Raw genomic sequence first — 22,840 nt, forward strand, 5'->3', positions numbered from 1 at the left:
ATCCCCGGTAACCTGTGCACCGCCCGCGACGATCTGAAATACAAATGCGCCCTTGGGATGCCGGGTGCCGACCCGGATCCCCTCGAGGCGCCCCAAGTCGTCACGGAAGCTGCTCTGCCGAACGATGGGACTGCCGGCAGGCGCGGCAAGAGGACTGGAAATATGCACTTGCGCACAGTGACAATCAACATACACGCGTACGTAGACTGTCCACATGATTGATGTTGCTCGCGTATGCTTTAAGCACTATGTCTGCAAAGAGGCCCGCCGGCACCGAATCCAAAGCCGGCCTGGAATTGGTTGAATCCGAGGCCGAGCTGCCCGGCACATGGCAGCAGCGCACGATCGAGCGGCGCCTGAGCAGTGCGAGAGCGCGCGCTCTCGCCCGCAGTTCGCGGTTCCTGGCCACCGCGCTGGAATTGGTGGAAGAGTCGGGCAAGGCCGACTTCACCATCCAGACGCTCATCGACAGGTCGAATCTGAGCCTGCGGGCGTTCTACCAACACTTCGCCGGCAAAGAAGAACTGTTGTTGGCGCTTTACGAGAACGTCACGAGTCAGTTCACCGAGAACATCCGGCAGGAAGTCGCTGCGGCCGACGGCCCTATGGAGCAACTCGAGGCCTTCTGCCGCGGTGTGCTGTCCCGCGCGGAGTCGTCCGAAGCGGTCGGCGGCCGAGTCATGACGATCTACAATCTGAGCCTGGAGATCGAGCGGCCGGACGCGTTCGCCAAGGTGTGGGAGCCGCATCTGAAGCTGCTGACAAAGATCATCACGTCGTGCGCCCGGGCGGGGCTGGTCCGCACGGACATGACCCCAGCCCAGCTGACCACGTTGCTGAACACCACGCTCACCGCACTGGCTCAGATTGGGGTTTTCCACCTGGGCGGCAAGAGTTCCAGGCTGACTGAAGATCAATTGTGGGCGTGGTGCAAGCAGGCGGTCACACCGCCTGCTGCCGAAATCAAGGCCAGGCCGGCCCGCAAGGCGGCGCCGAGGGCGACGTCGAGCCGCCGGGCAAAGAAGCTAACGGGGTAGGCCGAGCCCACGCTGCGCGATGATGGTGCGGTGGACTTCGCTGGTGCCCGCATAGATCGTGGTGCCCAACGAGAAGCGGAGTGAGTGTTCGAACCGCCCACGTTCGGGTGCCGTCGGCTCGAGATAGCTGCGTAAGGCGTCCGCGCCGACGAGTTCGACCACATCCTGGCTGGCGCGTTCGAGCGCCTCGGTGCTGAACAGCTTGGACATCGATCCCTCGGCCACAGGTATGTCGCCGTGTTCGAGCATCCACACACACCGCCGCTGCAACAGCATCGACACCTCGGTTTCGATTGCGATTCGAGCGAGCCGGCGTCGGACGTCGGCATTCACGATGGAGCGTGAGTCATCGTGGGACACGGTCCCGGCGGCCCAGTGTTCGGCATGGTCCAACAGCCTGATCAGGTGTGGTCCCCAACCGGATGCGTGCTCGTCGCGCAGGGACAGCCCAAGCACCGCCCAGCCCCCGTCGACTTCGCCGATTCGCCACTCATCGCCGACGCGGACGTCGCTGTAGAAGGTGATGTTGGTGCGCTCGCCGGAAAGCGTCCACACGGCTTGTGCCTCATAGCCTTCGGAGTCACACGGGACCAGGAACATCGTCAGGCCCTTATGTTTTGGCTTTTCGGGGCTCGTGCGTGCAAGCAGGAACACGAAGTCCGCAACGTGACCGTTCGTGGTGAACATCTTGGAGCCGTTGATCACCCAGTCTGCGTCTTCTCCCGGGCCATCGCGAACGGCCTTGGTGGCAGCCGCCGCAACGTCCGACCCGCATTCTGGCTCGGTGAAGCCTAGAGCGATGGTGATGTCGCCGCTGATCGCGCCGGCCAGGATGCGTTCCTTCAACGCCGGGGTGCCGATCTCTCGGATGATCGAAGCCACCATCCTTGTCGTTTCGGAGAGGTACACGGGCGCGTCAAACCGCATGAGCTCCTCTTTGACGACCTGCTCGTCCCACGCGCCGCGGCCCTGCCCGCCGAGCTCCGCCGGCCAGCCAGGCGCGAAGTAGCCCTTTTCGACCAGCCCCTTGGCGAACTCGTCGTCGTGCGCGACGCCGCTGCGGTAGATGCGTTCCTCGAATTCGGGAGTCAGCACGTCCTGCAGGTGGGCTCGCACCGCGTCGCGGTAGGTGGCAGTGTCCGCATCGAGCTGAAAATGCATCTGTGCAAGCCAATCTGTCGTCAGGCGCGCGCGTGGTTGAGCGATCGATAATGCTACTCTCAAATCTGAGAGTATCCATATCCGCATTGGGATCGAGGATCGTGGACCTGAGCTTGACGAGCGAACAGAGACAGTTGGTGGAATCGTTCGCCGCACTGTTTGCGCGTGAGTCGACCTCCGAGCGTGTCCGGGCTGCTGAGCCGTCGGGTTTTGACCCCAAGCTGTGGAAGGCACTGCTCGAGACGGGCACGGTACAGATGGCGGCAGACGAGTCGGCCGGCGGATGGGGTGCGTCGGAACTCGAACTCGCCCTGATCGCCGAGCAGTTCGGCCGCGCGATCGGCTCCGCTCCGGTCATCGAAGCGCTCGTCGCCGCGCGAGTACTGGCCAAGTCCGGACAGGCTGGCGCAAGGCTGCTGGGCACTCTTCTCGCGGGCGATCAGCTCGTCACGTTCGCGCCTCGCGCCGCGCGCGGTGGGAAGCTGGGACTGGTGCCTGCCGGTGCCGTCGCCGACCACGTCATCGCCCTCGCCGAGGGACTGCTGCTGGCCGTGCCGATTGGCAACAATCGCAGTGCGGTGAAAAATCTTGCATCAATGCCGTTGGCGGACATCACGATTGGTGATGAGTTCGTCGTGCTCGCCGACGGAGGGCGGGCGAGCGCGCTCTTCTCCGAAGCGCTCGACGTATGGCTTGCGCTGACCGCTGTGGCATTGGCGGGTGCGGCCAAGAAGGCCATCGAGATCGGCGTCGAGTATGCCAAACAACGACGTGCCTTCGGAACCGCCATCGGCGCTTTCCAGGCAGTGTCCCACCCCCTGGCCGACAGTGCCACGGCTGCGGACGGGGCGCGCCTGCTCGGGCTGAAAGCAGCCTGCGCATTCAGCGACGAGCCCGGTCGCGTCCGCGAACTGGCCGCCATGGCCTTCGCGTTCGCCTACGAGACGGCGCGCGACGCAACGCGGCGCAGCCTGCATATCCACGGCGGATACGGATTCGGTATGGAAGGCGACATCCAGTTGTACTACCGCCGGATCCGGGGCTGGGCAATGGTATTCGGCGATCCCGCGGCGGCATTGGACCGCGTAGCCGACGCACGCTACGGGGCCGCCAGCTGAACGGGAGCCTGTCTCGAGCCACAGTCACGCCGACCCTGACGACTGTGACCCCGCTTTCTGACGCGGACCATCGAGGCAGGCCGTCAGAGGAAGCGATCGGTCACGCGTCGGACCGGACCTTGTCCTTGACCGCCAGGACAACCGGGGGAGCGGTCCGCCAATTCGGCACGCCCTGCTCCTCGCCCGCGGTGGGAACCTTGTCCTCTCGGATCTGCGCCCAGTGCGAGTGGTTGAGTTGATGCAACGCGAAACACGATTGCAGCGCGTTGTAAAAACCCATGTTGTCAACGGACTGGTTCACCGACTCCTTGATCAGCAGGGCCGCCATGGTCGGCACCTTCGCGATGCGCCGCGCCAGCTCGAGGGTGCGCTCGGCGAGTTCGCCACGCTTGAAGATCTTGCTGACCATGCCAAGTCGGTAGGCCTCCTCGATCGCGATCGCGTCGCCGGTGAGCATGAGCTCCTTGGTGCGCCGCGGCCCGAACTCCCAGGGATGGCCGAAATACTCCATCCCGCACATTCCCAGCCGCGTTCCCACCACGTCGGCGAAGCGCACCTCTTCGCTTCCGACGATGAGATCACACGCCCAAATCAACATCAGACCTGCCGAGAACACGTCACCGTGCACCTGGGCGATGGTGATCTTGCGCAGGTTGCGCCACCGCAGGTTGTTTTGGAAGAAGTAGTGCCACTCCTGCAGCATGGTCCTCTCGGCGCCGTCGCGGCTCCCGCCGGTGATCGTCACGGTCGGGTGTTGGCCCGGACCCGGGCTGAACTCGGCGCGCGCGTGCTTGGAACCGATATCGTGACCCGACGAGAACATCGGGCCCTCGCCCGCGAGGATGACAACGCGGACGGTGTCATCGGCCTCGGCGCGGGCAAACGCGTGATCGAGTTCGACAAGCATGCCGCGATTCTGGGCGTTGCGCTGATCGGGACGGTTCAGCGAAATACGCGCGATCCTCCCGTCGTCGAGCGTTTCCCACTTCAAGAATTCGTAATCGCTCACCGTTGCCCTCCAGTCTCTCGTCTGCATCTTGGTAATGGTGTTATCTCAATATGAGAAGCTATATTCTCACGGTCGGTCGGCGAAGACCGGAAGGGGTGCAGATGGCAGACGGCCAACGCAAGCCGCGAGTGATTCTGTGGGGTCCGGGCCAGGTCGGCGTCGGCGCGTTGCGTGCCCTCATCGCGCACCCGGGCTTGGAACTTGCCGGCGCGGTGGTCCACAGCGAGGCCAAGGCCGGTAGGGACGCCGGCGACCTGTGTGGAATGCCCGCAACCGGCGTCATCGCCACCCGGGACATCGCCGCCGCGCTGTCGGTGGATGCCGACGTGGTGGCCTACTTCGCGACGGGTGACTATCGCTACCACGAAGCGGCGCAGGACATCGCGCGCTGCCTGCGCGCAGGTAAGCATGTGGTGTGTACCTCGCTGGTGCCGATGTGCTACCCGCCCGCGGCCGACAAGGAAACGGTGAAACTGCTCGCGGCGGCGTGCGCGGAGGGCGGCACCAGCTTCTTCAATAGTGGTGTCGACCCCGGTTGGGCGAACGACGTGATCGCGCTGACGATGACAGGGTTCAGCAGCCGTGTCGACAGCATCACCATGCTCGAGATACTCGACTACGGCCCGATCAATCAACCCGACATCATGTTCGACTTCATGGGCTTCGGACACCGGCCGGACCATCCGGCGCCGCTATTCGACCCCGAACGCCTTGCGGCGTTGTGGGCACCCATCGTCCACCTCGTTGCCGACGGGGTCGGACTTCCGCTCGACCGAGTCGACACTTCCATCGACAAATGGCTTGCCGTGCGGCGGTACGAGGTTGCGTCGGGCTGGATCGAGCCGGGCACGGTGGGGGGTATGCGGTTCAGGCTCGTCGGCATCGTGGGCGGCGAGGAACGCGTGGTGCTGGAACACGTCACCCGCATGGGAGAAGGTTCCGCGCCGGATTGGCCGCGGCATCCGTCACCACATGGTGGCTACCGGGTCATCGTCGAGGGGCTGCCCACCTACTCCGTCGACATAGAGATGCACGGTCGCGGGAACAACATGCGCGGCCTGACCTACGCGACTGTCATGCGCGAACTCAACGCGATTCCCGCGGTAATGGCTGCGCCACCGGGATTGTTGTCGACGTTGGACCTACCCCTGGTAACCGGCCCGGTGCGCGGTGGGGCATGGCGGGGCGTCCTACCCACGACGGCGGCGCCGTGAGCGGGCAGCTGGTCCCGCGGACATCAGCGGACCTGTGGGAGGTCATGCGAACCGCGTCTGCCGTGCGGCGCTATCGCGACGAACCTGTCTCGGACGAGGCCATCGACACGTGCCTGCGCGCGGCGAGTTGGGCTCCGTCCGGGGGCAATCAGCAGCCGTGGAAGTTCGTCGTCCTGAGATCGAATGGCCTGCGCGACGTGGTCACAGCCGCAGCCCACCAGACATGGGACGTGATGACCGACTTCTATCGGTTTTCGATGCCGCAGGACGGGGCTGATGACCCCAAATCGCGCGTCTTGCGAACGATGGCTGAGCACATGCGCGTCGGTGGCGCGGCACCCGTGCTGGTGCTGTTCTGTGTCCAGCCGCAGCGAGGGACCACCGAACTGCAGCAAGGGGGTTCGATCTTTCCCGCCGTGCAGAACTTCCTGCTGGCGGCCCGCGCTCAGGGACTTGGTGCGGCGATCACCCTGTGGCACGGGTCTTGCGAGGACCAGCTGCGGCCCATGATTGGAATTCCTGACGACTGGAAGATCGCAACCCTGCTTACGGTGGGCTGGCCCAAGGGCGGGCACCACGCGGTGCGGCGCAAGCCGCTTGATGAGGTGGCGGCGATCGACCGTTGGGATCAGCCGTGGCCGCCGACAACCGCATGACGGTACGCCGGGTCCGGTAATTGGGGCGGTCCGCAGCGTTGAGACACGCCGGGCGACATGCCTCTCGGCAGAGCGGTACGCAGAGGCCAAAAGCGCATAATGGAAAGTGCGCCAGTGTCGCGGCGAGCGGAGTCTTTCGTGCAGCTGGTTTGCTGACCTGACCCGTCACGCGGCCCTGAGCTAGGGAGGCGTTGTGGCGGATATGTCTCGGATGCCGATGACCGTCGACCTCGAGCCGGTGCAACTGATCGCCGCGGACGGCACACCGACCGCCGAACGCCGATACAGCCGCGACCTTCCCGCCGAGACACTGTGCTGGCTCTACGAGACGATGGTGGTCACCCGGGAGCTGGACACCGAATTCGTCAACCTGAAGCGCCAAGGACAGTTGGCGTTGTTCGCATCGTGCCGCGGCCAGGAAGCCGCCCAGGTCGGCGCGACGGCCTGCCTGCGCAAAACCGACTGGCTGTTTCCCCAGTATCGCGAGTTGGGCGCGTTTCTGGTGCGCGGCATCCCGCCCGGTCACGTGGGGGCCGCATGGCGCGGAACCTGGCATGGCGGGCTGGAATTCACCAAGAAATGCTGTGCCCCGATGTCGATTCCGATCGGTACCCAGACGCTGCACGCCGTCGGGGCGGCGATGGCCGCACAACGCCTGGGCGAAGACTCGGTGACGGTGGCCTTCCTCGGTGACGGCGCCACCAGCGAGGGCGACGTGCACGAGGCGTTGAACTTCGCTGCGGTGTTCACCACGCCGTGCGTGTTCTATGTGCAGAACAACCAATGGGCGATCTCGGTGCCGGTCTCCAGACAGACCGCCGCACCTTCGATCGCGCACAAGGCGATTGGCTATGGGATGCCCGGTATCCGGGTGGACGGCAACGACGTGCTGGCGTGCTACGCGGTCATGGCCGAAGCCGCCGCGCGCGCCCGGGCCGGCGCCGGCCCGACGTTGATCGAGGCGGTCACCTACCGGCTGGGCCCGCACACCACCTCCGATGATCCGAGTCGGTACCGGACCCAGGAAGAAGTGGACCGCTGGGAGGCGTTGGATCCGATTCCGCGCTACCGCACGTACTTGCAAGGCCAGGGGCTGTGGTCGGAACGCCTGGAAGACCGCGTCGCCGCCCGGTCGAAGCGAATGCGGGCCGAACTGCGCGACGCGGTGTTCGACGCGCCCGACATCGACATCGACGAAGTCTTCACCACCGTCTACGCCGAGATCACGCCGGGACTGCAGGCGCAGCGCCAGCAGCTGCGCGCCGAATTGGGGAGGCTCGCATGACCCAGCTCGCCGACCGTCCGGCCGGTCCCGATGAAGCGTTGACGGCGACCGTCGACGAGGTCGCGCTGGGCGCACAACAGCTGACCATGGTGCAGGCGCTCAACCGCGCGCTGCACGACGCGATGGCCGCGGACGACCGGGTCCTGGTGTTCGGCGAAGACGTGTCGGTCGAGGGTGGGGTGTTCCGGGTGACCGAGGGACTGGCCCGGACGTTCGGCGAGGACCGTTGTTTCGACACCCCGCTGGCGGAGTCCGCGCTGATTGGGATCGCGATCGGACTGGCCCTGCGCGGCTTCGTGCCGGTGCCCGAGATCCAGTTCGACGGCTTCTCCTATCCGGCGTTCGATCAGGTGGTCAGCCACCTGGCGAAGTACCGCACCCGCACCCGCGGGGAGGTGAACATGCCGGTCACCGTCCGCATACCGTCGTTCGGTGGCATCGGTGCGGCCGAACATCATTCGGACTCCACCGAGTCGTACTGGGCGCACACCGCCGGTCTGAAGGTGGTGGTCCCGTCGACCCCGTCCGACGCGTATTGGCTGCTGCGGCACGCGATCGCCTGCCCGGATCCGGTGATCTACCTAGAGCCGAAGCGGCGCTATCAGGGTCGCGGCGCGGTCGACTTCGATCGGCCCGAACCCCCGATCGGCCGGGCGATGGTGCGCCGTCCTGGCACCGAAGTCACGGTCATCACCTACGGCAGCCTGGTGAATACCGCCGTCGCCACCGCGGAAGATGCTCAGCGCGAACACGGTTGGAGCCTGGAGGTCATCGACCTGCGCTCGTTGGTGCCTTTGGATTTCGACACCGTCGCCGCATCGATCCATCGCACCGGACGCTGCGTGGTGATGCACGAGGGGCCACGCAGCCTGGGCTACGGCGCCGGTTTGGCCGCACGAATCCAGGAGGAGATGTTCTACGAGCTGGAAGCGCCGGTGTTGCGCGCCTGCGGATTCGACACGCCCTACCCGCCGGCGCGGCTGGAGAGGTTGTGGCTGCCGGGCCCCGACCGGCTGCTGGACTGCGTAGAGCGCGTGTTGGAGCAGCCATGAGCGCCGACGAGCGGATCAAGTCGTTCCGGGTGCCCGACCTTGGCGAGGGACTCCAAGAGGTCACGGTGTCATGCTGGAACGTCGCGGTCGGCGACGAAGTCGAACTCAACCAGGTTCTGTGTTCGGTCGAGACCGCCAAGGCCGAGGTGGAGATCCCGAGCCCATACGCGGGCCGGATCGTCGAAACGCACGGCGCCGAAGGCGATGTGCTCAACGTGGGCGCGGTGCTGGTCCGGATCGACACGGTGCCGGCGAGCGGGGAGGCGCCGGCGGCCAACGGCCAGCCCGCGGTGCCCACGCTGGTCGGCTACGGCGCCGACGCCGACATCGACGTCAGCCGCCGACGGGGCCGGCCGCGCGCCGCTCCTCCGGTGCGCAAACTGGCCAAGGAGCTCTCCGTCGACCTTGCCTCGATCCAGCACCGCGGGGTGATCACCCGCGGGGACGTGCTGTCGGCCGCCAAGGCGTCCGAGGCTGAGTCCGATATCCGGCCTGTACACGGCGTGCAGGCGCGGATGGCGGAGAGAATGGCGTTGTCCCACAAAGAAATTCCGGCCGCAAAGGTAGCCGTGGGTGTCGACTGCAGCGAATTGCTGCGGCTGCGCGACCGTTTCCGTGCGGCGCACCAGGAGATCACGCCGTTCGTGCTTACCCTGCGGATGCTGGTTGTCGCGTTGACCCACAACAAGATTCTGAACTCGACGTGGGTCGATGCACCCGACGGACCGCAGGTACGCGTCCATCGTCACATACACCTGGGCTTCGGGGTGGCGACCAAGCGCGGCCTGCTTGTTCCGGTGATCACCGATGCCCAAAGCAAGAACACCCGCGAATTAGCAAGCCGGACGGCCGAATTGATCGCCGGCGCGCGCGGCGGCACGCTGGCGCCCGCCGAGCTGCGCGGCTCGACGTTCACCGTCTCGAACTTCGGTGCCCTGGGCGTCGACGACGGCGTGCCGGTGATCAACCATCCCGAGGCCGCCATCCTGGGCATGGGAGCGATCAGGCCGCGCCCGGTGGTCGTTGGTGACGAGGTAGTGGTCCGTCCGACGATGACGCTGACATGCGTGTTCGACCACCGCGTCGCCGACGGCGCGCAGGCCGCCCATTTCGTCTGCGAGCTCAGAGATCTGATCGAGTCGCCGCAGACCGCGCTGCTGGACCTCTAATTGCCAGGGACGAGCAACTCGATGGGAAACGAACTCGCACTAGACTTCAACGTCATCTGCTGGATCATGTTGGGCCTGTTCTTCGTGTGCCCCCTTTTGGGGCGCGGAGAATTGCGGCGCGCCCACGCCGAAGCGTTAGAGGCCGAAGCCGCGGCTGCGGCGGTGTCGGCGGCGGAGGCGGTGGTAGCCGCGGCTGAGGTGCGGTTACTCCGCGAGCATCCCGAACTATTCACGTAAACCCTGCCGGCGATCAGGGAATTAGGAGAGCATGGACGAATGAAGGCACTGATGGCCGCGTCGGCGGTGGCGGTGATGGCGCTGGCATCCCTCTTCATTCCACCGGCACAAGCACACGCCGACGATCCCTGTGTCAGCATCACCGATCCCGCTGCCCACCAGGCTTGCATCGACGCGCTCCCGGCCGATGACCCTGCGCGCGGATACCAGGGCAACTGCCACGCGAGCCCCGATTACGGAGCGGAGGGCCAGATTTGTCGGGACTTCTGGATGCGAAAGTCTGTGCCTCCCAACGGCATTACCGCGGTATGACCCCCGTCGTCACGGGTGGGGCGGCACGGGGCACCAAAACAGGCCGCAATTGAAGTTCGGCTGGTGGAACGGCGGTGGCGGCGGGTGCGCCGGCGGGTTGTCCGTGTCCCAACACTGATTCCAGTATTTGTTCTCACCCCATGCCGGGTTCCAGGGCTGGTTCGGGCACCAGTAAACCTGCGGCGCAAGGCCCGGCTGGGCCTGCGCTGCCCCTGCGGCCAATCCGAATCCAGCCATCGCGACACCGGTGGACAGCAGCGTTCCGGCGATGAGCCGCTTCAGAGTGCGGGCGGAGATCATGCTGCTTCCTTTGCTCGGGTGCGCCACCTCTTCGGTGTCGTCTTCGCAAGTCCACACGCGCCGGTTTGCTACCGATCCCAAAATTTCCCACCACAGACGGTTGGGCCCAACGCTATCTGCGGCGTGCCGCGGCCAATCGCGCGGCGAACTCCGGTGACTGGATGGAGTAGACCTGCGGGCCCAGTTCGGTGCGCATCGCGAGTTCGTGGTGCTCGGTGTCCAGCGCCCCGGGGCTGGCCGTGGCGCGCATCGTGGCCTTCGTTGCCAGCACCACGTCGCGCGGTGCGCCGGCGGGCCCGGATGCCAGCTCCAGCGCCGCGGCGACGGGGTCGTCGGCCACGCTGAGAGCCAGCCCGTGGCGCACGGCGGATTCGGCGTCGAAGCGCATGCCGAACAGCAGCGCGGCGCGCGCCACCTGCGGGCCAACCGCCCGCTGCAGCATCCATGTCGCGCCGCCGCCGGGGTGCAGTCCGAGCTTCTGGAAACGCGCGTCGAACAACGCCGCCGGCCCCGCAATGCGCACGTCGGCGGCCATTGCCAAGTTGAGCCCGGCCCCGACGGCGGGGCCGTTGACCGCGGCGATCGTGGGGAGCGTGCAGTTGCCGACGGCCATGAAGCCGTCGTAGATCCGCGTCAGCCCCGACTCCGCCGCCCCGCCGCCCGCGGCGCCCAGCGCGCTGAGGTCGGCACCCGCGCAGAATGCCTTGCCGGCCCCGGTGACCACCACGGCGTGCACGCCGGCGTCGGCTTCGGCCCGTTCCACGGCGCCGCGCAGCAGCGCCGACATCTCTGCGGTGAACGCGTTGCGCCGGTCGGGGTCGTTGACGGTGATGATTGCGACGTGATCGTTTACGCGGTAGAGGACTAGGTCGGACTGGGCCATCGCCAAAGACTACGTCGCGGCCTCGGCGGGCCCGCTCCTAGATTTCCGCCACCTCGTCGGCGTAGCGCCCGGGGCTGACCAGCGACGCCAACGCGCCGGTAAACGTCATCAGCGCCGCGGCGACGAACACCACCACCAGCCCGGCGTGGAATGGCCCCGAGATCAGCGCCGGGAAGAACGACTTGCCGGTGAGCACGCCCGCGTTGACCCCCGGTTGTTGCAGTGCATGCGAACCGGCGAGCAACTCCGCGATCGGGTTGTAGCCCAGGAACGCCGCGAACAGGCTGCCCACCGGGGGCAGTCCGGCGACATCCCGCGCCACCGCTGCCGACACACCCTGGGCCTGCAGCCCGCCGTCCAGTGCCTGCGGCAGCGTGTTCGCCAGCCCGACGACCATCAGCGAGAAGAAGACGCCGATCGACAGCGCCGAACCGGCGTTGAAGAACGTCGCCCGGACACCGGACGCCGCTCCGCGTTGGTCGGCCGGGACGCTCGACATGATCGTGGCGGTGTTGGGCGCGGTGAAGATGCCCCCGCCCAGCGCATTGAGGAAAATCAGCAGCGCGAAAACCGGGTAGTCGAAATCGACCGGAATCAGCACCAGGCCGATGAACGTGGCCGCCATCAGCAGCATCCCGGCGACCGCGAACGGCCGCGCGCCGAACCGATCCGCCAGCCACCCCGCCAGCGGCGCCGCGATCAGGAACCCGATCGTCGCCGGCAGCATATAGATGCCCGCCCACAGGGGCGTCGACTCGAAGCTGTATCCGCGAAGCGGCAACCAGATGCCCTGCAACCAGATGATGAGCATGAACTGCAAGCCACCGCGGCCGCTCGACGCCATGAGGTTGGCCAGGTTGCCCATCCCGAATCCCGCCGACCGAAACAGCCGGATGTCGACCATCGGCTGCGCCGCCCGCAGCTCGATGACGCAGAACGCGGCCAGCAACAGCAGCCCGACCGCGATCGAGCCCAGAACCAGTGGGTTCGTCCAGCCCGTCGCTCGGCCACCGTACGGCTGAATGCCGTAGGTGATACCAACCAGGACGACGGTCAACCCGACGGCGAACGTCACGGTGCCGGGCCAGTCCAACGGGCCCGGCGTACGCACGCCGATCTCGTGCAGCGAGCGCACGCCCCAGACGGTGCCCAGCACGCCGATCGGCACACCGACCCAGAAGATCGCCTTCCAGTCCCACTCCGCCAGCAGGCCCCCGAGCAGCAGGCCGAGGAACGAGCCGGCCACCGCGGCCACCATGTTGAATCCGAGTGCCATCCCGCGCTGATTGCTCGGGAACGCGTCGGTGAGAATCGCCGCCGACAACGCCATGAGGATCGCGCCGCCGATGCCCTGGATTACGCGCCAGCAGATCAGCCACATCGCGCCTGCGCCCTGGTGGAAAGGGTCGAACGACAGCGCGATCGCCGCGAACGTAAACACCGCGAAGCCCACGTTGTAGATGCGCACCCGGCCGAACATGTCGCCCAGTCGTCCGACCAACACCACCAAGACCGCCGTGACCACCAGATAGCCCATCAGCATCCACAGCAGATAGCCGATGTTCGACGGGGCCAGCGGCTCCAATCCGATCCCGCGGAAGATCGACGGCAAGGAGATCAGCACGATCGATGCGTTGATCATCGCCAGCAGCATGCCGAGCGTGGTGTTCGACAGCGCGACCCACTTGTAGTGGGGGTGGTCGACGTCCCATCGGAGGCGACGACCCTCCGGTTCGGCCGGGGCCAGCGTCGGGTTCGTCGAGGCGGGGCCCATCAACCCAAAACGCATAGGCATACAAACTAATGGAAGCCGTGCGGGCGCGTGTTCCCAGGGGCTGACACGCGCCGCCGGATTTCCCGGTACCTGTCGGTCGAGTTAGCTGGCGGCACCCCCGCGTCGCGCTCAGCGCGCCGCTCACCGCCTTCATGCCGCGTTCACCACACCGGCGACTCGAAGCGCCGAATTGTCTGGAACCCCGGCAAGGCGTTTGCCGGTGCCCCCGGCACGACTCGAACGTGCGACCTAGGGATTAGAAGGCCCTTGCTCTATCCACCTGAGCTACGGAGGCAATGTGCAGGTCAGTCTATCTAATCGGGCCGCAGATCCGATTAGCTGGCCGCCACGCACGCGAAAAGTCTTCCCGCGCCGGGCTTATCGGTTATGGTGTGAGCCTCGACACACGCACAACATCGGCTGGTAAACAGCCGTTAACCGCAACGAGGCGTGTGCATAACGTCGAGGGGTGGCGTTGCTATGAGCGTGGCCATGAACTTGACCTCGCGCTGGTCGTCGGCAGGTGCCCAGGCACTGCGCCTGGCGGCCGATGCCAGAGATACCTATCGCGCTGGCGCGCTGCTGCTGCGCGGCTCGCCCTTCGCGGTTGGCTGGTTTGCCGGCTGGCTGTCCGCGGAGTTTCCCCCGCACGTCGTGACCGGGCACGCCCTGTCTCGCGTATCGCGCCCATCCATCGGCCGCGTCGGCGCCAGCTGGGCCGCGCAGCGGGCGGATCAAGCGCTCACTGCCGCGCTCGAGGAGTCCTTCGGGCCCGACTTCCGCGAGCTGGTGTGCCATCCGACCTGCGAGCAGTCCGAGTGCGCGCCCCGCGACGGGCTGATCCGCATGCCGGGCCCGCACCGCAAGTACGCGCGGCACACTTCCGACATCTCCTATGGCCCCGGCGGGCGCCACCTGCTGGACATCTGGCGGCGTCATGATCTTCTCCCGGGGCGCCGTGCGCCGGTGCTCATCCAGGTTCCCGGCGGCGCGTGGGCCGTCAACGGCAAACGCGGTCAGGCGTACACGCTGATGAGCCGGATGGTGGAGCTCGGCTGGATCTGCGTCTCCATCGACTACAGCAGGAGTCCGCGGTCCACATTTCCGGCGCACATCATCGACGTGAAGCGGGCCATCGCCTGGGTCCGGGAAAATATCGCCGACTACGGCGGCGACCCCGATTTCATCGCGATCACCGGCGGGTCCGCGGGTGCGCACCTGGCGTCGTTGGCCGCCCTCACCCCCAACGACCCGGAGTTCCAGCCCGGCTTCGAAAACGCCGACACGACGCTGCAGGCGGTCGCACCGTATTACGGCGTCTACGACTTCACCAGCACGGAGAACATGCACGAGCTGATGATGCCGTTCCTCGAGCAGATCGTGATGCGTGCTCGCTACGCCGATGCCCCCGAAAAGTTCAGGGCGGCATCGCCGATTTCATACGCGCATGCCGAGGCGCCCCCGTTCTTCCTGCTGCACGGCGAGAAGGACGAACTGGTTCCCTGCGGCCAGGCCCGCGCGTTCTGTGCGGCCCTGCGTGCGGCCGGGGCGCCGACGGTGGCCTACGCCGAGCTGGCCAATGCCCACCACGCGTTCGACATCACCCCGACGGTTCGATCACGGCTGGCCGCCGACGCCGTCGCCGACTTCCTGGGCGTCGTCTACGGGCGGCGCACCCACTCGCTCGTGGATTCGTTGCCGCTGACGGCTTCTTCGGCCAGCTGAGCCGGGCCACCCGCACGCGATCCCCGCGCCGGGGTCGCGCCTTTCACCAGCGCGTCGAGCCGACTAGCGTTGTGTTGGCTACTGGATGGCAAGTCCGAGGCAGGAGGCTTGGTCGGCGGTGAGAAGGTTGGCGCGTCGAGTTGACGATCATGGCTGAGTCCGTCGAGGCGGTTGGATTGTCCGACGAACTTGGACCGGTCGACTATCTAATGCACCGGGGGGAGGCGAACCCCCGGACCCGCTCGGGAATCATGGCGCTGGAGCTCCTCGACGCGACGCCGGACTGGGAGCGGTTCCGGTCACGGTTCGAAAACGCGTCACGACGGGTGTTGCGCCTGCGGCAGAAAGTTGTGGTGCCGACACTGCCGACCGCGGCGCCGCGGTGGGTGGTCGATCCCGATTTCAATCTCGACTTCCATGTGCGCAGGGTGCGCGTGTCAGAACCCGGCACGCTGCGTGAGGTATTCGATCTGGCCGAGGTGATCCTGCAGTCGCCGATGGACATATCGCGCCCGCTGTGGACCGCCACCCTGGTCGAGGGTCTGGCCGACGGCAAGGCTGCGACGCTGCTGCACGTCAGCCATGCCGTGACCGACGGCGTCGGCGGCGTCGAGATGTTCGCGCAGATCTATGACCTCGAGCGCGACCCACCCGCCAGACCGACAGCGCCGCAACCCATTCCGCAGGATCTGACGCCCAATGACCTGATGCGGCAAGGCATCAACCACTTGCCCTTCGCCATCGTGAACGGTGTCTTGGGTGCGGTATCGGGGGCCGTATCGGCCACCGGGCGAGCGCTTTTGGACCCGGTGTCCACGGTTTCGGGGATCGTGGGCTACGCCACGTCGGGCATGCGGGTGATCAACCGCGCCGCCGAGCCCTCGCCGCTGCTGCGGCGGCGCAGCCTGGCCACCCGCACCGAGGCCATCGACATCCGGCTCTCCGATCTGCACAAGGCCGCAAAGTGCGGCGGCGGATCGATCAACGACGCCTACCTCGCCGGCCTGTCCGGCGCGCTGCGGCGCTACCACGAGGCCCTCGGCGTCCCGATCAGCACGCTGCCGATGGCGGTGCCCGTCAACCTGCGGGCCGACGCCGACACCGCTGGCGGCAACCGATTCACCGGCGTCAACCTGGCGGCCCCGTTGGGCACCGCCGACCCGGTCGCCCGGATGAAGAAGATCCGCGCGCAGATGACGCAGCGCCGCGAGGAGCCGGCGATGAACATCATCGGTTCCATCGCGCCGGTGCTGAGCGTCTTGCCGACGGCGGTCCTGGAGGGAATCACCGGTTCGGTCATCGGCTCCGACGTGCAGGCCAGCAACGTCCCGGTCTATCCGGGGGACACCTACATCGCCGGCGCAAAGATATTGCGGCAGTACGGGATCGGCCCACTACCCGGGGTGGCGATGATGGTCGTGCTGATTTCCCGCGGCGGCTGGTGCACGATCACCGTGCGCTACGACCGGGCCTCGGTGCGAAACGAGGCGTTGTTCGCCCGGTGCCTGCTCGACGGTTTCGACGAGATCCTGGCGCTGTGCGGCGACCCGAAACCGCGCGCCGTACCGGCGTCGTTCGCCGAGCCGGCCGGGTCGGCGCCTCGATCGGTGGCCGGCTCATGAGCCCCGCCGACGAGCGGGACATGCGGCTGCCCGGCTCGGTCGCCGAGATCCTCGCCAGTCCGCCCGGCCCGAAGATCGGAGCGTTCTTCGACCTCGACGGCACCCTGGTTGCCGGGTTCACCGCCGTCATCCTCACCCAGGAGCGCTTGCGGCGCCGCGACATGGGCGTCGGCGAACTACTCGGCATGGTTCAGGCGGGTCTGAGCCACACGCTCGGACGCATCGAGTTCGAAGACCTCATCGGCAAGGCCGGCTCGGCGCTGACCGGACGGCTGATCGACGACCTCGAGGAGATCGGCGAGCGCCTTTTCGCCCAGCGGATCGAGTCGCGGATCTATCCGGAGATGCGCGAGCTGGTGCGGGCTCATGTCGCCCGCGGCCACACCGTGGTGCTCAGCTCGTCGGCGCTGACCATCCAGGTCAATCCGGTGGCCCGCTTCCTCGGGATCACCAACATGCTGACCAACAAGTTCGAGACCAACGAAGACGGGTTGCTCACCGGCCGGATAGTGAAGCCCATCCTGTGGGGCCCGGGCAAAGCCGCTGCGGTGCAACGGTTTGCGGCCGAGCACGACATCGACCTCAAAGACAGCTACTTCTACGCCGACGGTGACGAGGACGTCGCCCTGATGTACCTGGTCGGCAATCCGCGGCCGACGAACCCCGAGGGCAAGATGGCCGCCGTCGCCAAGCGTCGCGGCTGGCCGATCCTGAGATTCAACAGCCGCGGTCGCGTGGGACTGCGGCGGCAGGTGCGAACGCTCGCCGGCTTCGGTTCGATGTTTCCGGTCGCGGCCGGCGCGGTGGGCATTGGTCTGCTGACCGGTAGCCGGCGCCGCGGCGTGAACTTCTTCACGTCCACTTTTTCCCAGTTGTCGCTCGCGATCGCGGGTGTGCACCTGAACGTCGTCGGCAAGGAGAACCTGACCGCGCAACGGCCCGCGGTCTTTATCTTCAACCACCGCAACCAGGTTGACCCCGTCATCGCCGGGGCGCTGGTGCGCGACAATTGGGTCGGCGTGGGCAAGAAGGAGCTCGAAAAGGACCCGATCATGGGCACGCTTGGCAAGCTGCTCGACGGGGTGTTCATCGATCGCGACGATCCGGTCGCCGCGGTGGAGACCATGCACGCGGTCGAAGATCGGGCCAAGAACGGGCTTTCGATCGTGATCGCACCCGAGGGCACTCGCGTGGACACCACCGAGGTCGGTCCCTTCAAGAAGGGACCCTTCCGCATCGCGATGGCGGTGGGAATTCCCATCGTGCCCATCGTGATTCGCAACGCCGAGATCGTCGCGGCCCGAAACTCGACAACGATAAATCCGGGCACGGTCGACGTCGCGGTGTTCCCGCCGATCCCCGTCGATGGCTGGACATTGGACACGTTGCCGGAGCGCATCGCCGAGGTGCGCCAGCTCTATCTGGACACCCTGGCCAATTGGCCCGTCGACGAGCTGCCCGAGGTCGACCTGTACGCGGAGAAGAAGGCGGCAAAAAAAGCCAAGCCGGCCGCCAAATCCGCCGCGCGCAAGGCCCCGGCGAAGAAGGCTACCGCGAAGAAAACCAGCAGCGGGAAGAAATCCGCCGCGAAGAAGGCGGCCAGTAGGGCCAAGCCTGAGCCGCATGCGTCCAAGGTCGCTCTCAAAGACGGTGAGGTACAACAGCCTTCACGTCCCAGAGGGCGGCCGTGACGCAACCGGTCGCAGATACCAGCGCGGTATTGGCCGCGCAGGACTCGCTGGTATTGGCGTCCATGCACACGGGCGTCGAACGGGAGCTGGTGATGGATTGGCTGGGCAAGCAGCGCGCCCGGCACCCGGAGACCAGGTTCGACGTACTGAAATTGCCGTCGCGTGATGCGCCACCGGCGGCACTGACCGCTCTCGCCGAGCAGCTCGAGTCCGGCTCCGAATCCGCCGACGACCGGTTGGTCGTTCCGGTGCGGGTGTTCTGGCTGCCGCCCGCGGACCGCGGCAGGATCGCCAAGGTGGCCGGGTTGCTACCCGGCCGAGATCCCTACCACCCCAACCAACGTCAGCAACGACGCATCCTGCGCGATGCCCCCCACCGGGCGCGCGTGGTCGCAGGCGAGCCCGCCAAGGTGTCCGAACTCCGACAGCAGTGGCGCGACACCACCGTCGGTGAGGATAAGCGCGACTTCGCGCAGTTCGTCACCCGCCGCGCGATCTTGGCGATGGAACGCGCCGAGTACCGAATCCTCGGGCCGCAGTACAAGTCTCCGCGGTTGGTGAAGCCGGAAATCCTGGCGTCCACACGGTTTCGCGCCGGCCTGGAGAAAATCCCGGGTGCCACCGTGGAGGAAGCCGCGGGGGTGCTCGACGAACTCGCCACCGGCTGGAGCAGGGTGTCCGTCGACCTGGTTGGCGTCCTCGGCAGGGCACTCAGCCGCGGCTTCGACCCGGAGATCGACTACGACGAGTATCAGGTCGCGGCGATGCGCACCGGGCTGGAAGCACATCCGGCGGTACTGCTCTTCTCGCACCGGTCCTACATCGACGGCGCGGTGGTGCCGGTGGCGATGCAGGAGAATCGGCTGCCGCCCGTGCATGTGTTCGCCGGCATCAACCTGTCGTTCGGGGTGATGGGGCCGCTGTTGCGCCGTGCCGGCACCATCTTCATCCGCCGCAACATCGGCGATAACCCGCTATACAAGTACGTCCTGCGCGAATATGTCGGCTACATCGTCGAGAAGCGGTTCAACCTGAGCTGGTCCATCGAAGGAACCAGATCGCGCACCGGAAAGATGTTGCCGCCCAAGCTCGGTCTGCTGGCCTATGTGGCCGACGCCTACCTCGACGGCCGCAGCGAAGACATCCTGCTGCAGCCAGTGTCGATCAGCTTCGACCAGCTACACGAGACCGCCGAATACGCCGCGTACGCCCGCGGCGGCGAAAAGACACCCGAGGGCATCCTGTGGCTGTACAACTTCATCAGGGCGCAGGGCGAACGCAACTACGGGAAGATCTACGTTCGCTTTCCCGAAGCCGTATCGATGCGCGAGCACCTCGGTCCGCCGCACGGCTCGCTGGCCCAGGATCCGGACGCCAAACGGCTTGCGCTGCAGAAGATGTCGTTCGAAGTGGCGTGGCGGATTTTGCAGGCGACGCCGGTGACGGCGACGGGATTGGTGTGCGCGTTGCTGCTGACCACCCGGGGCGCGGCGTTGACGCTCGATCAGCTGCACCACACCCTGCAGGATGCGCTGGACTACCTGGAGCGCAAGCAGACCCCGATGTCGACCAGCCTGTTGCGGCTGCGCTCCCGCGACGGGGTGCGTGCGGCGGTCGACACATTGTCCAACGGTCACCCGATCACCCGCGTCGACAGCGGCCGGGAACCGGTGTGGCGCATCGCGCCCGAGGAGCAGCACGCCGCGGCGTTCTACCGTAACTCCCTGATACATGCCTTCCTGGAGACCTCGATCGTCGAGCTCGCGCTCACGCACGCTAGGCGCGCGAAAGGCGATCGCATGGAGGCGTTTTGGGCCCAGGCGATGCGGTTGCGCGATCTGCTGAAGTTCGATTTCTACTTCGCCGATTCCGCGGCATTTCGGCACAACATCGCCGAAGAGATGGCGTGGCACGACGATTGGGAGGCCCACGTCGCCGCCGGGGGTGACGAGATCGACGCGATGCTGTTCTCCAAACGCCCGCTGATGGCGGACGCCATGTTGCGGGTGTTCTTCGAGGCCTATGAGATCGTCGCCGACGTGTTGCGTGACGCGCCGGCCGACATCACCCAGAAGGAACTGACGGAGCTGGCGCTGGGGGTGGGCCGGCAATACGTGGCGCAGGCCCGGGTGCGCAGCGGCGAATCGGTGTCGACATTGCTGTTCGCCACCGCTTACCAGGTGGTCGCCGACCAGGATCTGATCGCGCCCGCTGCCGACCTCGCCGAGCGACGGATCGCGTTCCGGCGGGAATTGCGCGACATCATCCGCGATTCCGATCATGTCGGGCGGATCGCGCGCGATCAGTTCGTCGCCCGCGAGACCAGGGCCCGGTCGGGCCGCCTGGACAGCCAACCTCTGTAGTCGCAGCGCCCGCCCATACCCTGGGTACATGACGGTTGCCTGGCCCGCCGGCAAGCCCGCCGCGCTGGCGTGGCCGCTACTCGCCGGCGTCGCGGTGCTGGCCGGCTGCACGGCGGCCGGAATCGGGGCGCTGTCGCTGGCGGACGCGCTGACGCTGACGGGTCTGCCCAATCCGGGCCCGGCGACCACGGTGGGGCTGCCGTTCGTCCGGGCGGCCGGTGAGATCGCGGCGGCGCTGGCCGTCGGATCGTTTCTTTTCGCGGCGTTTCTGGTGCCCCCGCAGGGCAGCGGCGTGCTCGACGCCGGCGGGTACCGCGCGCTGCGGCTGGGGACCGTCGCGTCGGGCGTGTGGGCGGTGTGTGCGGCCCTGCTGGTCCCGCTGACCATTTCCGACGTGTCCGGGCACCCGTTGGTCGAGCACCTCAACCCGGTGACGATCTGGAGGCTGGCCGACCTGATCTATACCGCGTCCGCGTGGCGCTGGACCGCATTCTTGGCCGCAACGGTGACGTTGGCCAGCGTGGCGGTGCTGCGCTGGTCCTGGACGCCGGTGCTGCTCGCCGGGGCGTTGTTGACGCTGGTTCCGCTCGGGCTGACCGGTCACTCGTCGGCGGGCGGCTCACACGACCTGGCCACCAACAGCCTGCTGATCCACCTCGTCGCCGCCACGCTGTGGGCCGGCGGGCTGCTGGCGCTGTTGACCCACGCGTTGCGCGCCGGTGAACACATCGGCCTGGCGGCGCGGCGCTTCTCGGCGATCGCCCTGTGGTGTTGGGTGGCGATGGCGCTCAGCGGTTTGGTCAACGCCGCGGTGCGGCTGACGCCTGCCGAGCTGTTCACCACCGGGTACGGGCGGCTGGTGGCCGTCAAGTTCGTCGCGCTGTGCGTGCTGGGTGTCGTGGGTTGGCGCCAGCGACGCGCCGGAGTTGCTGCGCTGCAAGCGGATCCGGGTCCCGCGGTCCCGGCGCGCGGTGTCTTGATCCGGCTGGCCCTGACCGAGGCGGTCGTTTTCGGTCTGACCTTCGGCGTCGCCGTCGGGCTGGGGCGTACCCCACCGCCGCCACCGCCGTCGCGGTTGCCGTCGATCTCCGAAGCCGAGATCGGCTACGACCTCGACGGTCCGCCCACTCTGGCGCGCGTCCTGTTCGACTGGCGCTTCGACCTGATCTTCGGCACGGCCGCAATAGTTCTCGCCGGTTTGTATGTGGCGGCCGTGGTGCGGCTGCGTCGCCGCGGCGATCGGTGGCCGCCGGGGCGGATGGTGGCCTGGCTGCTCGGCTGCGTGGTGTTGCTGTTCGTGACGTCGTCGGGCGTGGGGCGCTACATGCCCGCCATGTTCAGCATGCACATGGTCGCCCACATGGGGCTGTCGATGCTGGTCCCGATCCTGTTGGTGCTCGGCGCGCCGGTTAGCCTGGCGTTACGGGCGCTGCCGGCCGCCGGCCGCGGCGATCCGCCGGGTATGCGGGAATGGATCCTGGCCGCGCTGCACAGCCGGGTCTCGCGGCTGCTGACCAATCCAGTGGTCGCCACCGCGTTGTTCGTCGCGGGGTTCTACGGGCTGTACTTCTCGAACCTCTTCGACACCACGGTCAGCAGTCACGCCGGCCATATGGCGATGAACCTGCACTTCCTCATCAGCGGCTATTTGTTCTACTGGGTCGTGATCGGGGTGGACCCGACGCCGCGGCCGATCCCGCCGATAGCCAAGGTGGCCGTCGTGTTCGCCTCGCTCCCGCTGCACGCGTTCTTCGGCGTGGAGTTGATGGGCACCCGAACCGTGCTCGGCGCCGCCTATTACCGGTCATTGGGCCTGCCCTGGCACACCGATCTGCTGGGTGATCAGCGACTGGGCGGCGGAATCGCTTGGGCGGCAGGGGAAGTGCCCCTGGTGATCGTCATGATCGCGCTGCTCGTGCAGTGGGCGCGCAGCGATGCGCGCACCGCGCGGCGGCTGGACCGCGCGGCCGAACGCAACGACGACGCCGACCTGACTGCGTACAACGCGATGCTCGCCGAGCTGGCGCGGCGCGAAACGCCAGGATCGCCGAAGACACGGTAGACGGATTTTGTGGGTCCGACCGAATTCCTTGATGGCCCAGCCCGTTTGAGTTTCGGTGTGTTGCCGGCAGGCGACCGGCTCCGCGTGCGGACCTAGTTGTTTGTGGGTGGTGGTTGGGGTTGGAAGGGGTGATACCACCGCCAGTTGGCGCGTTCGCCGAGAGGCCCGGG

At 66.9% G+C, this 22,840-nt stretch carries 19 protein-coding genes and 1 tRNA gene; 14 read left to right on the forward strand and 6 right to left on the reverse strand.

All coding sequences use genetic code 11. The features are described from left to right. Window positions 1-248 precede the first annotated feature (248 nt). On the forward strand, window positions 249-1,037 hold the full coding sequence (locus A5745_RS13260; RefSeq protein WP_076060619.1) for a TetR/AcrR family transcriptional regulator: 789 nt from the start codon (window positions 249-251) through the stop codon (window positions 1,035-1,037). Here the strand turns inward: A5745_RS13260 and A5745_RS13265 are convergent. Continuing rightward, the gene (locus A5745_RS13265; protein WP_076116471.1) at window positions 1,026-2,198 is read right to left on the reverse strand and encodes an acyl-CoA dehydrogenase family protein; all 1,173 of its coding nucleotides are present in this window, start codon (window positions 2,196-2,198) and stop codon (window positions 1,026-1,028) included. The genes A5745_RS13260 and A5745_RS13265 overlap by 12 nt on opposite strands. A 101-nt stretch (window positions 2,199-2,299) precedes the next feature. Here A5745_RS13265 and A5745_RS13270 point away from each other — a divergent pair, with 101 nt between their 5' ends. Beyond that, window positions 2,300-3,316 (forward strand): acyl-CoA dehydrogenase family protein, encoded by a 1,017-nt coding sequence (locus A5745_RS13270; RefSeq protein WP_076116473.1) that lies wholly within the window; start codon window positions 2,300-2,302, stop codon window positions 3,314-3,316. A 100-nt stretch (window positions 3,317-3,416) separates the two neighbouring features. On the opposite strand, the gene A5745_RS13275 is transcribed toward A5745_RS13270, so the two are convergent. Further along, on the reverse strand, window positions 3,417-4,325 hold the full coding sequence (locus tag A5745_RS13275) for an enoyl-CoA hydratase (protein ID WP_076116475.1): 909 nt from the start codon (window positions 4,323-4,325) through the stop codon (window positions 3,417-3,419). 128 nt (window positions 4,326-4,453) lie between these two features. Between A5745_RS13275 and A5745_RS13280 the strand changes: the two genes are divergently transcribed. The 7 genes from A5745_RS13280 to A5745_RS13310 all read left to right on the forward strand — a co-directional run bounded on the left by A5745_RS13280 (window position 4,454) and on the right by A5745_RS13310 (window position 10,250). Further along, window positions 4,454-5,539 (forward strand): dihydrodipicolinate reductase, encoded by a 1,086-nt coding sequence (locus A5745_RS13280; protein ID WP_076116516.1) that lies wholly within the window; start codon window positions 4,454-4,456, stop codon window positions 5,537-5,539. A gap of 44 nt (window positions 5,540-5,583) precedes the next feature. Continuing rightward, window positions 5,584-6,195 (forward strand): nitroreductase family protein, encoded by a 612-nt coding sequence (locus tag A5745_RS13285; RefSeq protein ID WP_076116519.1) that lies wholly within the window; start codon window positions 5,584-5,586, stop codon window positions 6,193-6,195. Between the two features lie 202 nt (window positions 6,196-6,397). Further along, a complete protein-coding gene (pdhA, locus tag A5745_RS13290) occupies window positions 6,398-7,480 on the forward strand; it encodes a pyruvate dehydrogenase (acetyl-transferring) E1 component subunit alpha (protein WP_254848566.1) in 1,083 nt (360 codons plus the stop codon). Next, window positions 7,477-8,532, forward strand: coding sequence for a 3-methyl-2-oxobutanoate dehydrogenase subunit beta (bkdB, locus tag A5745_RS13295; RefSeq protein WP_076060627.1), 1,056 nt, complete (start codon window positions 7,477-7,479; stop codon window positions 8,530-8,532). Before pdhA ends, bkdB begins: the two co-directional genes overlap by 4 nt. After that, a complete protein-coding gene (locus A5745_RS13300; RefSeq protein ID WP_076116479.1) occupies window positions 8,529-9,701 on the forward strand; it encodes a dihydrolipoamide acetyltransferase family protein in 1,173 nt (390 codons plus the stop codon). The genes bkdB and A5745_RS13300 overlap by 4 nt, the downstream gene beginning before the upstream one ends. A gap of 21 nt (window positions 9,702-9,722) precedes the next feature. After that, window positions 9,723-9,938: a hypothetical protein gene (locus A5745_RS13305; RefSeq protein ID WP_076060630.1), complete on the forward strand. Its 216-nt coding sequence runs from the start codon at window positions 9,723-9,725 to the stop codon at window positions 9,936-9,938. 39 nt (window positions 9,939-9,977) lie between these two features. Further along, a complete protein-coding gene (locus A5745_RS13310) occupies window positions 9,978-10,250 on the forward strand; it encodes a hypothetical protein (RefSeq protein WP_076116481.1) in 273 nt (90 codons plus the stop codon). A 9-nt stretch (window positions 10,251-10,259) separates the two neighbouring features. On the opposite strand, the gene A5745_RS13315 is transcribed toward A5745_RS13310, so the two are convergent. The 4 genes from A5745_RS13315 to A5745_RS13330 all read right to left on the reverse strand — a co-directional run bounded on the left by A5745_RS13315 (window position 10,260) and on the right by A5745_RS13330 (window position 13,502). After that, window positions 10,260-10,550, reverse strand: coding sequence for a hypothetical protein (locus A5745_RS13315; RefSeq protein WP_139329586.1), 291 nt, complete (start codon window positions 10,548-10,550; stop codon window positions 10,260-10,262). A 112-nt stretch (window positions 10,551-10,662) separates the two neighbouring features. Then, entirely contained in the window at window positions 10,663-11,433 is a 771-nt protein-coding gene (locus A5745_RS13320) for an enoyl-CoA hydratase (protein WP_076116486.1), read from the reverse strand. Window positions 11,434-11,470: 37 nt separating this feature from the next. Next, window positions 11,471-13,222, reverse strand: a complete 1,752-nt coding sequence (locus A5745_RS13325) for an MFS transporter (RefSeq protein ID WP_371336935.1) — start codon at window positions 13,220-13,222, stop codon at window positions 11,471-11,473. A gap of 206 nt (window positions 13,223-13,428) precedes the next feature. Next, window positions 13,429-13,502: transfer RNA gene (locus tag A5745_RS13330), tRNA-Arg, on the reverse strand. 185 nt (window positions 13,503-13,687) lie between these two features. On the opposite strand from A5745_RS13330, the gene A5745_RS13335 reads away from it, so the two are divergent. The 5 genes from A5745_RS13335 (at window position 13,688) to A5745_RS13355 (ending at window position 22,670) form a co-directional block, all read left to right on the forward strand. Next, window positions 13,688-14,932, forward strand: a complete 1,245-nt coding sequence (locus A5745_RS13335) for an alpha/beta hydrolase (RefSeq protein WP_076060639.1) — start codon at window positions 13,688-13,690, stop codon at window positions 14,930-14,932. A gap of 149 nt (window positions 14,933-15,081) precedes the next feature. Then, window positions 15,082-16,554 carry a wax ester/triacylglycerol synthase family O-acyltransferase gene (locus A5745_RS13340; protein WP_076060699.1) on the forward strand — a complete coding sequence of 491 codons (1,473 nt, stop codon included), beginning with the start codon at window positions 15,082-15,084 and terminating at the stop codon, window positions 16,552-16,554. Continuing rightward, the gene (locus A5745_RS13345) at window positions 16,551-18,245 is read left to right on the forward strand and encodes an HAD-IB family hydrolase/lysophospholipid acyltransferase family protein (RefSeq protein ID WP_076116523.1); all 1,695 of its coding nucleotides are present in this window, start codon (window positions 16,551-16,553) and stop codon (window positions 18,243-18,245) included. Before A5745_RS13340 ends, A5745_RS13345 begins: the two co-directional genes overlap by 4 nt. Continuing rightward, window positions 18,242-20,608, forward strand: coding sequence for a glycerol-3-phosphate 1-O-acyltransferase (locus tag A5745_RS13350; protein ID WP_076116490.1), 2,367 nt, complete (start codon window positions 18,242-18,244; stop codon window positions 20,606-20,608). The genes A5745_RS13345 and A5745_RS13350 overlap by 4 nt, the downstream gene beginning before the upstream one ends. Before the next feature lie 28 nt (window positions 20,609-20,636). After that, window positions 20,637-22,670 (forward strand): cytochrome c oxidase assembly protein, encoded by a 2,034-nt coding sequence (locus A5745_RS13355; protein WP_076116493.1) that lies wholly within the window; start codon window positions 20,637-20,639, stop codon window positions 22,668-22,670. Window positions 22,671-22,840: the final 170 nt, after the last annotated feature.

The sequence above is a fragment of the Mycobacterium sp. IS-2888 genome (assembly GCF_001954215.1).
Lineage (GTDB): Bacteria > Actinomycetota > Actinomycetes > Mycobacteriales > Mycobacteriaceae > Mycobacterium.

Excerpts from the sequence above, each read along its gene's own strand:
- A5745_RS13345 (WP_076116523.1), top strand. The coding sequence starts at position 16,551 with ATGAGCCCCGCCGACGAGCGGGACATGCGGCTGCCCGGCTCGGTCGCC.
- A5745_RS13305 (WP_076060630.1), top strand. The coding sequence starts at position 9,723 with ATGGGAAACGAACTCGCACTAGACTTCAACGTCATCTGCTGGATCATG.
- A5745_RS13340 (WP_076060699.1), top strand. The coding sequence starts at position 15,082 with ATGGCTGAGTCCGTCGAGGCGGTTGGATTGTCCGACGAACTTGGACCG.
- bkdB (WP_076060627.1), top strand. The coding sequence starts at position 7,477 with ATGACCCAGCTCGCCGACCGTCCGGCCGGTCCCGATGAAGCGTTGACG.
- pdhA (WP_254848566.1), top strand. The coding sequence starts at position 6,398 with ATGTCTCGGATGCCGATGACCGTCGACCTCGAGCCGGTGCAACTGATC.
- A5745_RS13325 (WP_371336935.1), bottom strand. The coding sequence starts at position 13,222 with ATGCGTTTTGGGTTGATGGGCCCCGCCTCGACGAACCCGACGCTGGCC.
- A5745_RS13335 (WP_076060639.1), top strand. The coding sequence starts at position 13,688 with ATGAGCGTGGCCATGAACTTGACCTCGCGCTGGTCGTCGGCAGGTGCC.
- A5745_RS13355 (WP_076116493.1), top strand. The coding sequence starts at position 20,637 with ATGACGGTTGCCTGGCCCGCCGGCAAGCCCGCCGCGCTGGCGTGGCCG.
- A5745_RS13260 (WP_076060619.1), top strand. The coding sequence starts at position 249 with ATGTCTGCAAAGAGGCCCGCCGGCACCGAATCCAAAGCCGGCCTGGAA.
- A5745_RS13320 (WP_076116486.1), bottom strand. The coding sequence starts at position 11,433 with ATGGCCCAGTCCGACCTAGTCCTCTACCGCGTAAACGATCACGTCGCA.
- A5745_RS13315 (WP_139329586.1), bottom strand. The coding sequence starts at position 10,550 with ATGATCTCCGCCCGCACTCTGAAGCGGCTCATCGCCGGAACGCTGCTG.
- A5745_RS13265 (WP_076116471.1), bottom strand. The coding sequence starts at position 2,198 with ATGCATTTTCAGCTCGATGCGGACACTGCCACCTACCGCGACGCGGTG.
- A5745_RS13300 (WP_076116479.1), top strand. The coding sequence starts at position 8,529 with ATGAGCGCCGACGAGCGGATCAAGTCGTTCCGGGTGCCCGACCTTGGC.
- A5745_RS13310 (WP_076116481.1), top strand. The coding sequence starts at position 9,978 with ATGAAGGCACTGATGGCCGCGTCGGCGGTGGCGGTGATGGCGCTGGCA.
- A5745_RS13285 (WP_076116519.1), top strand. The coding sequence starts at position 5,584 with ATGCGAACCGCGTCTGCCGTGCGGCGCTATCGCGACGAACCTGTCTCG.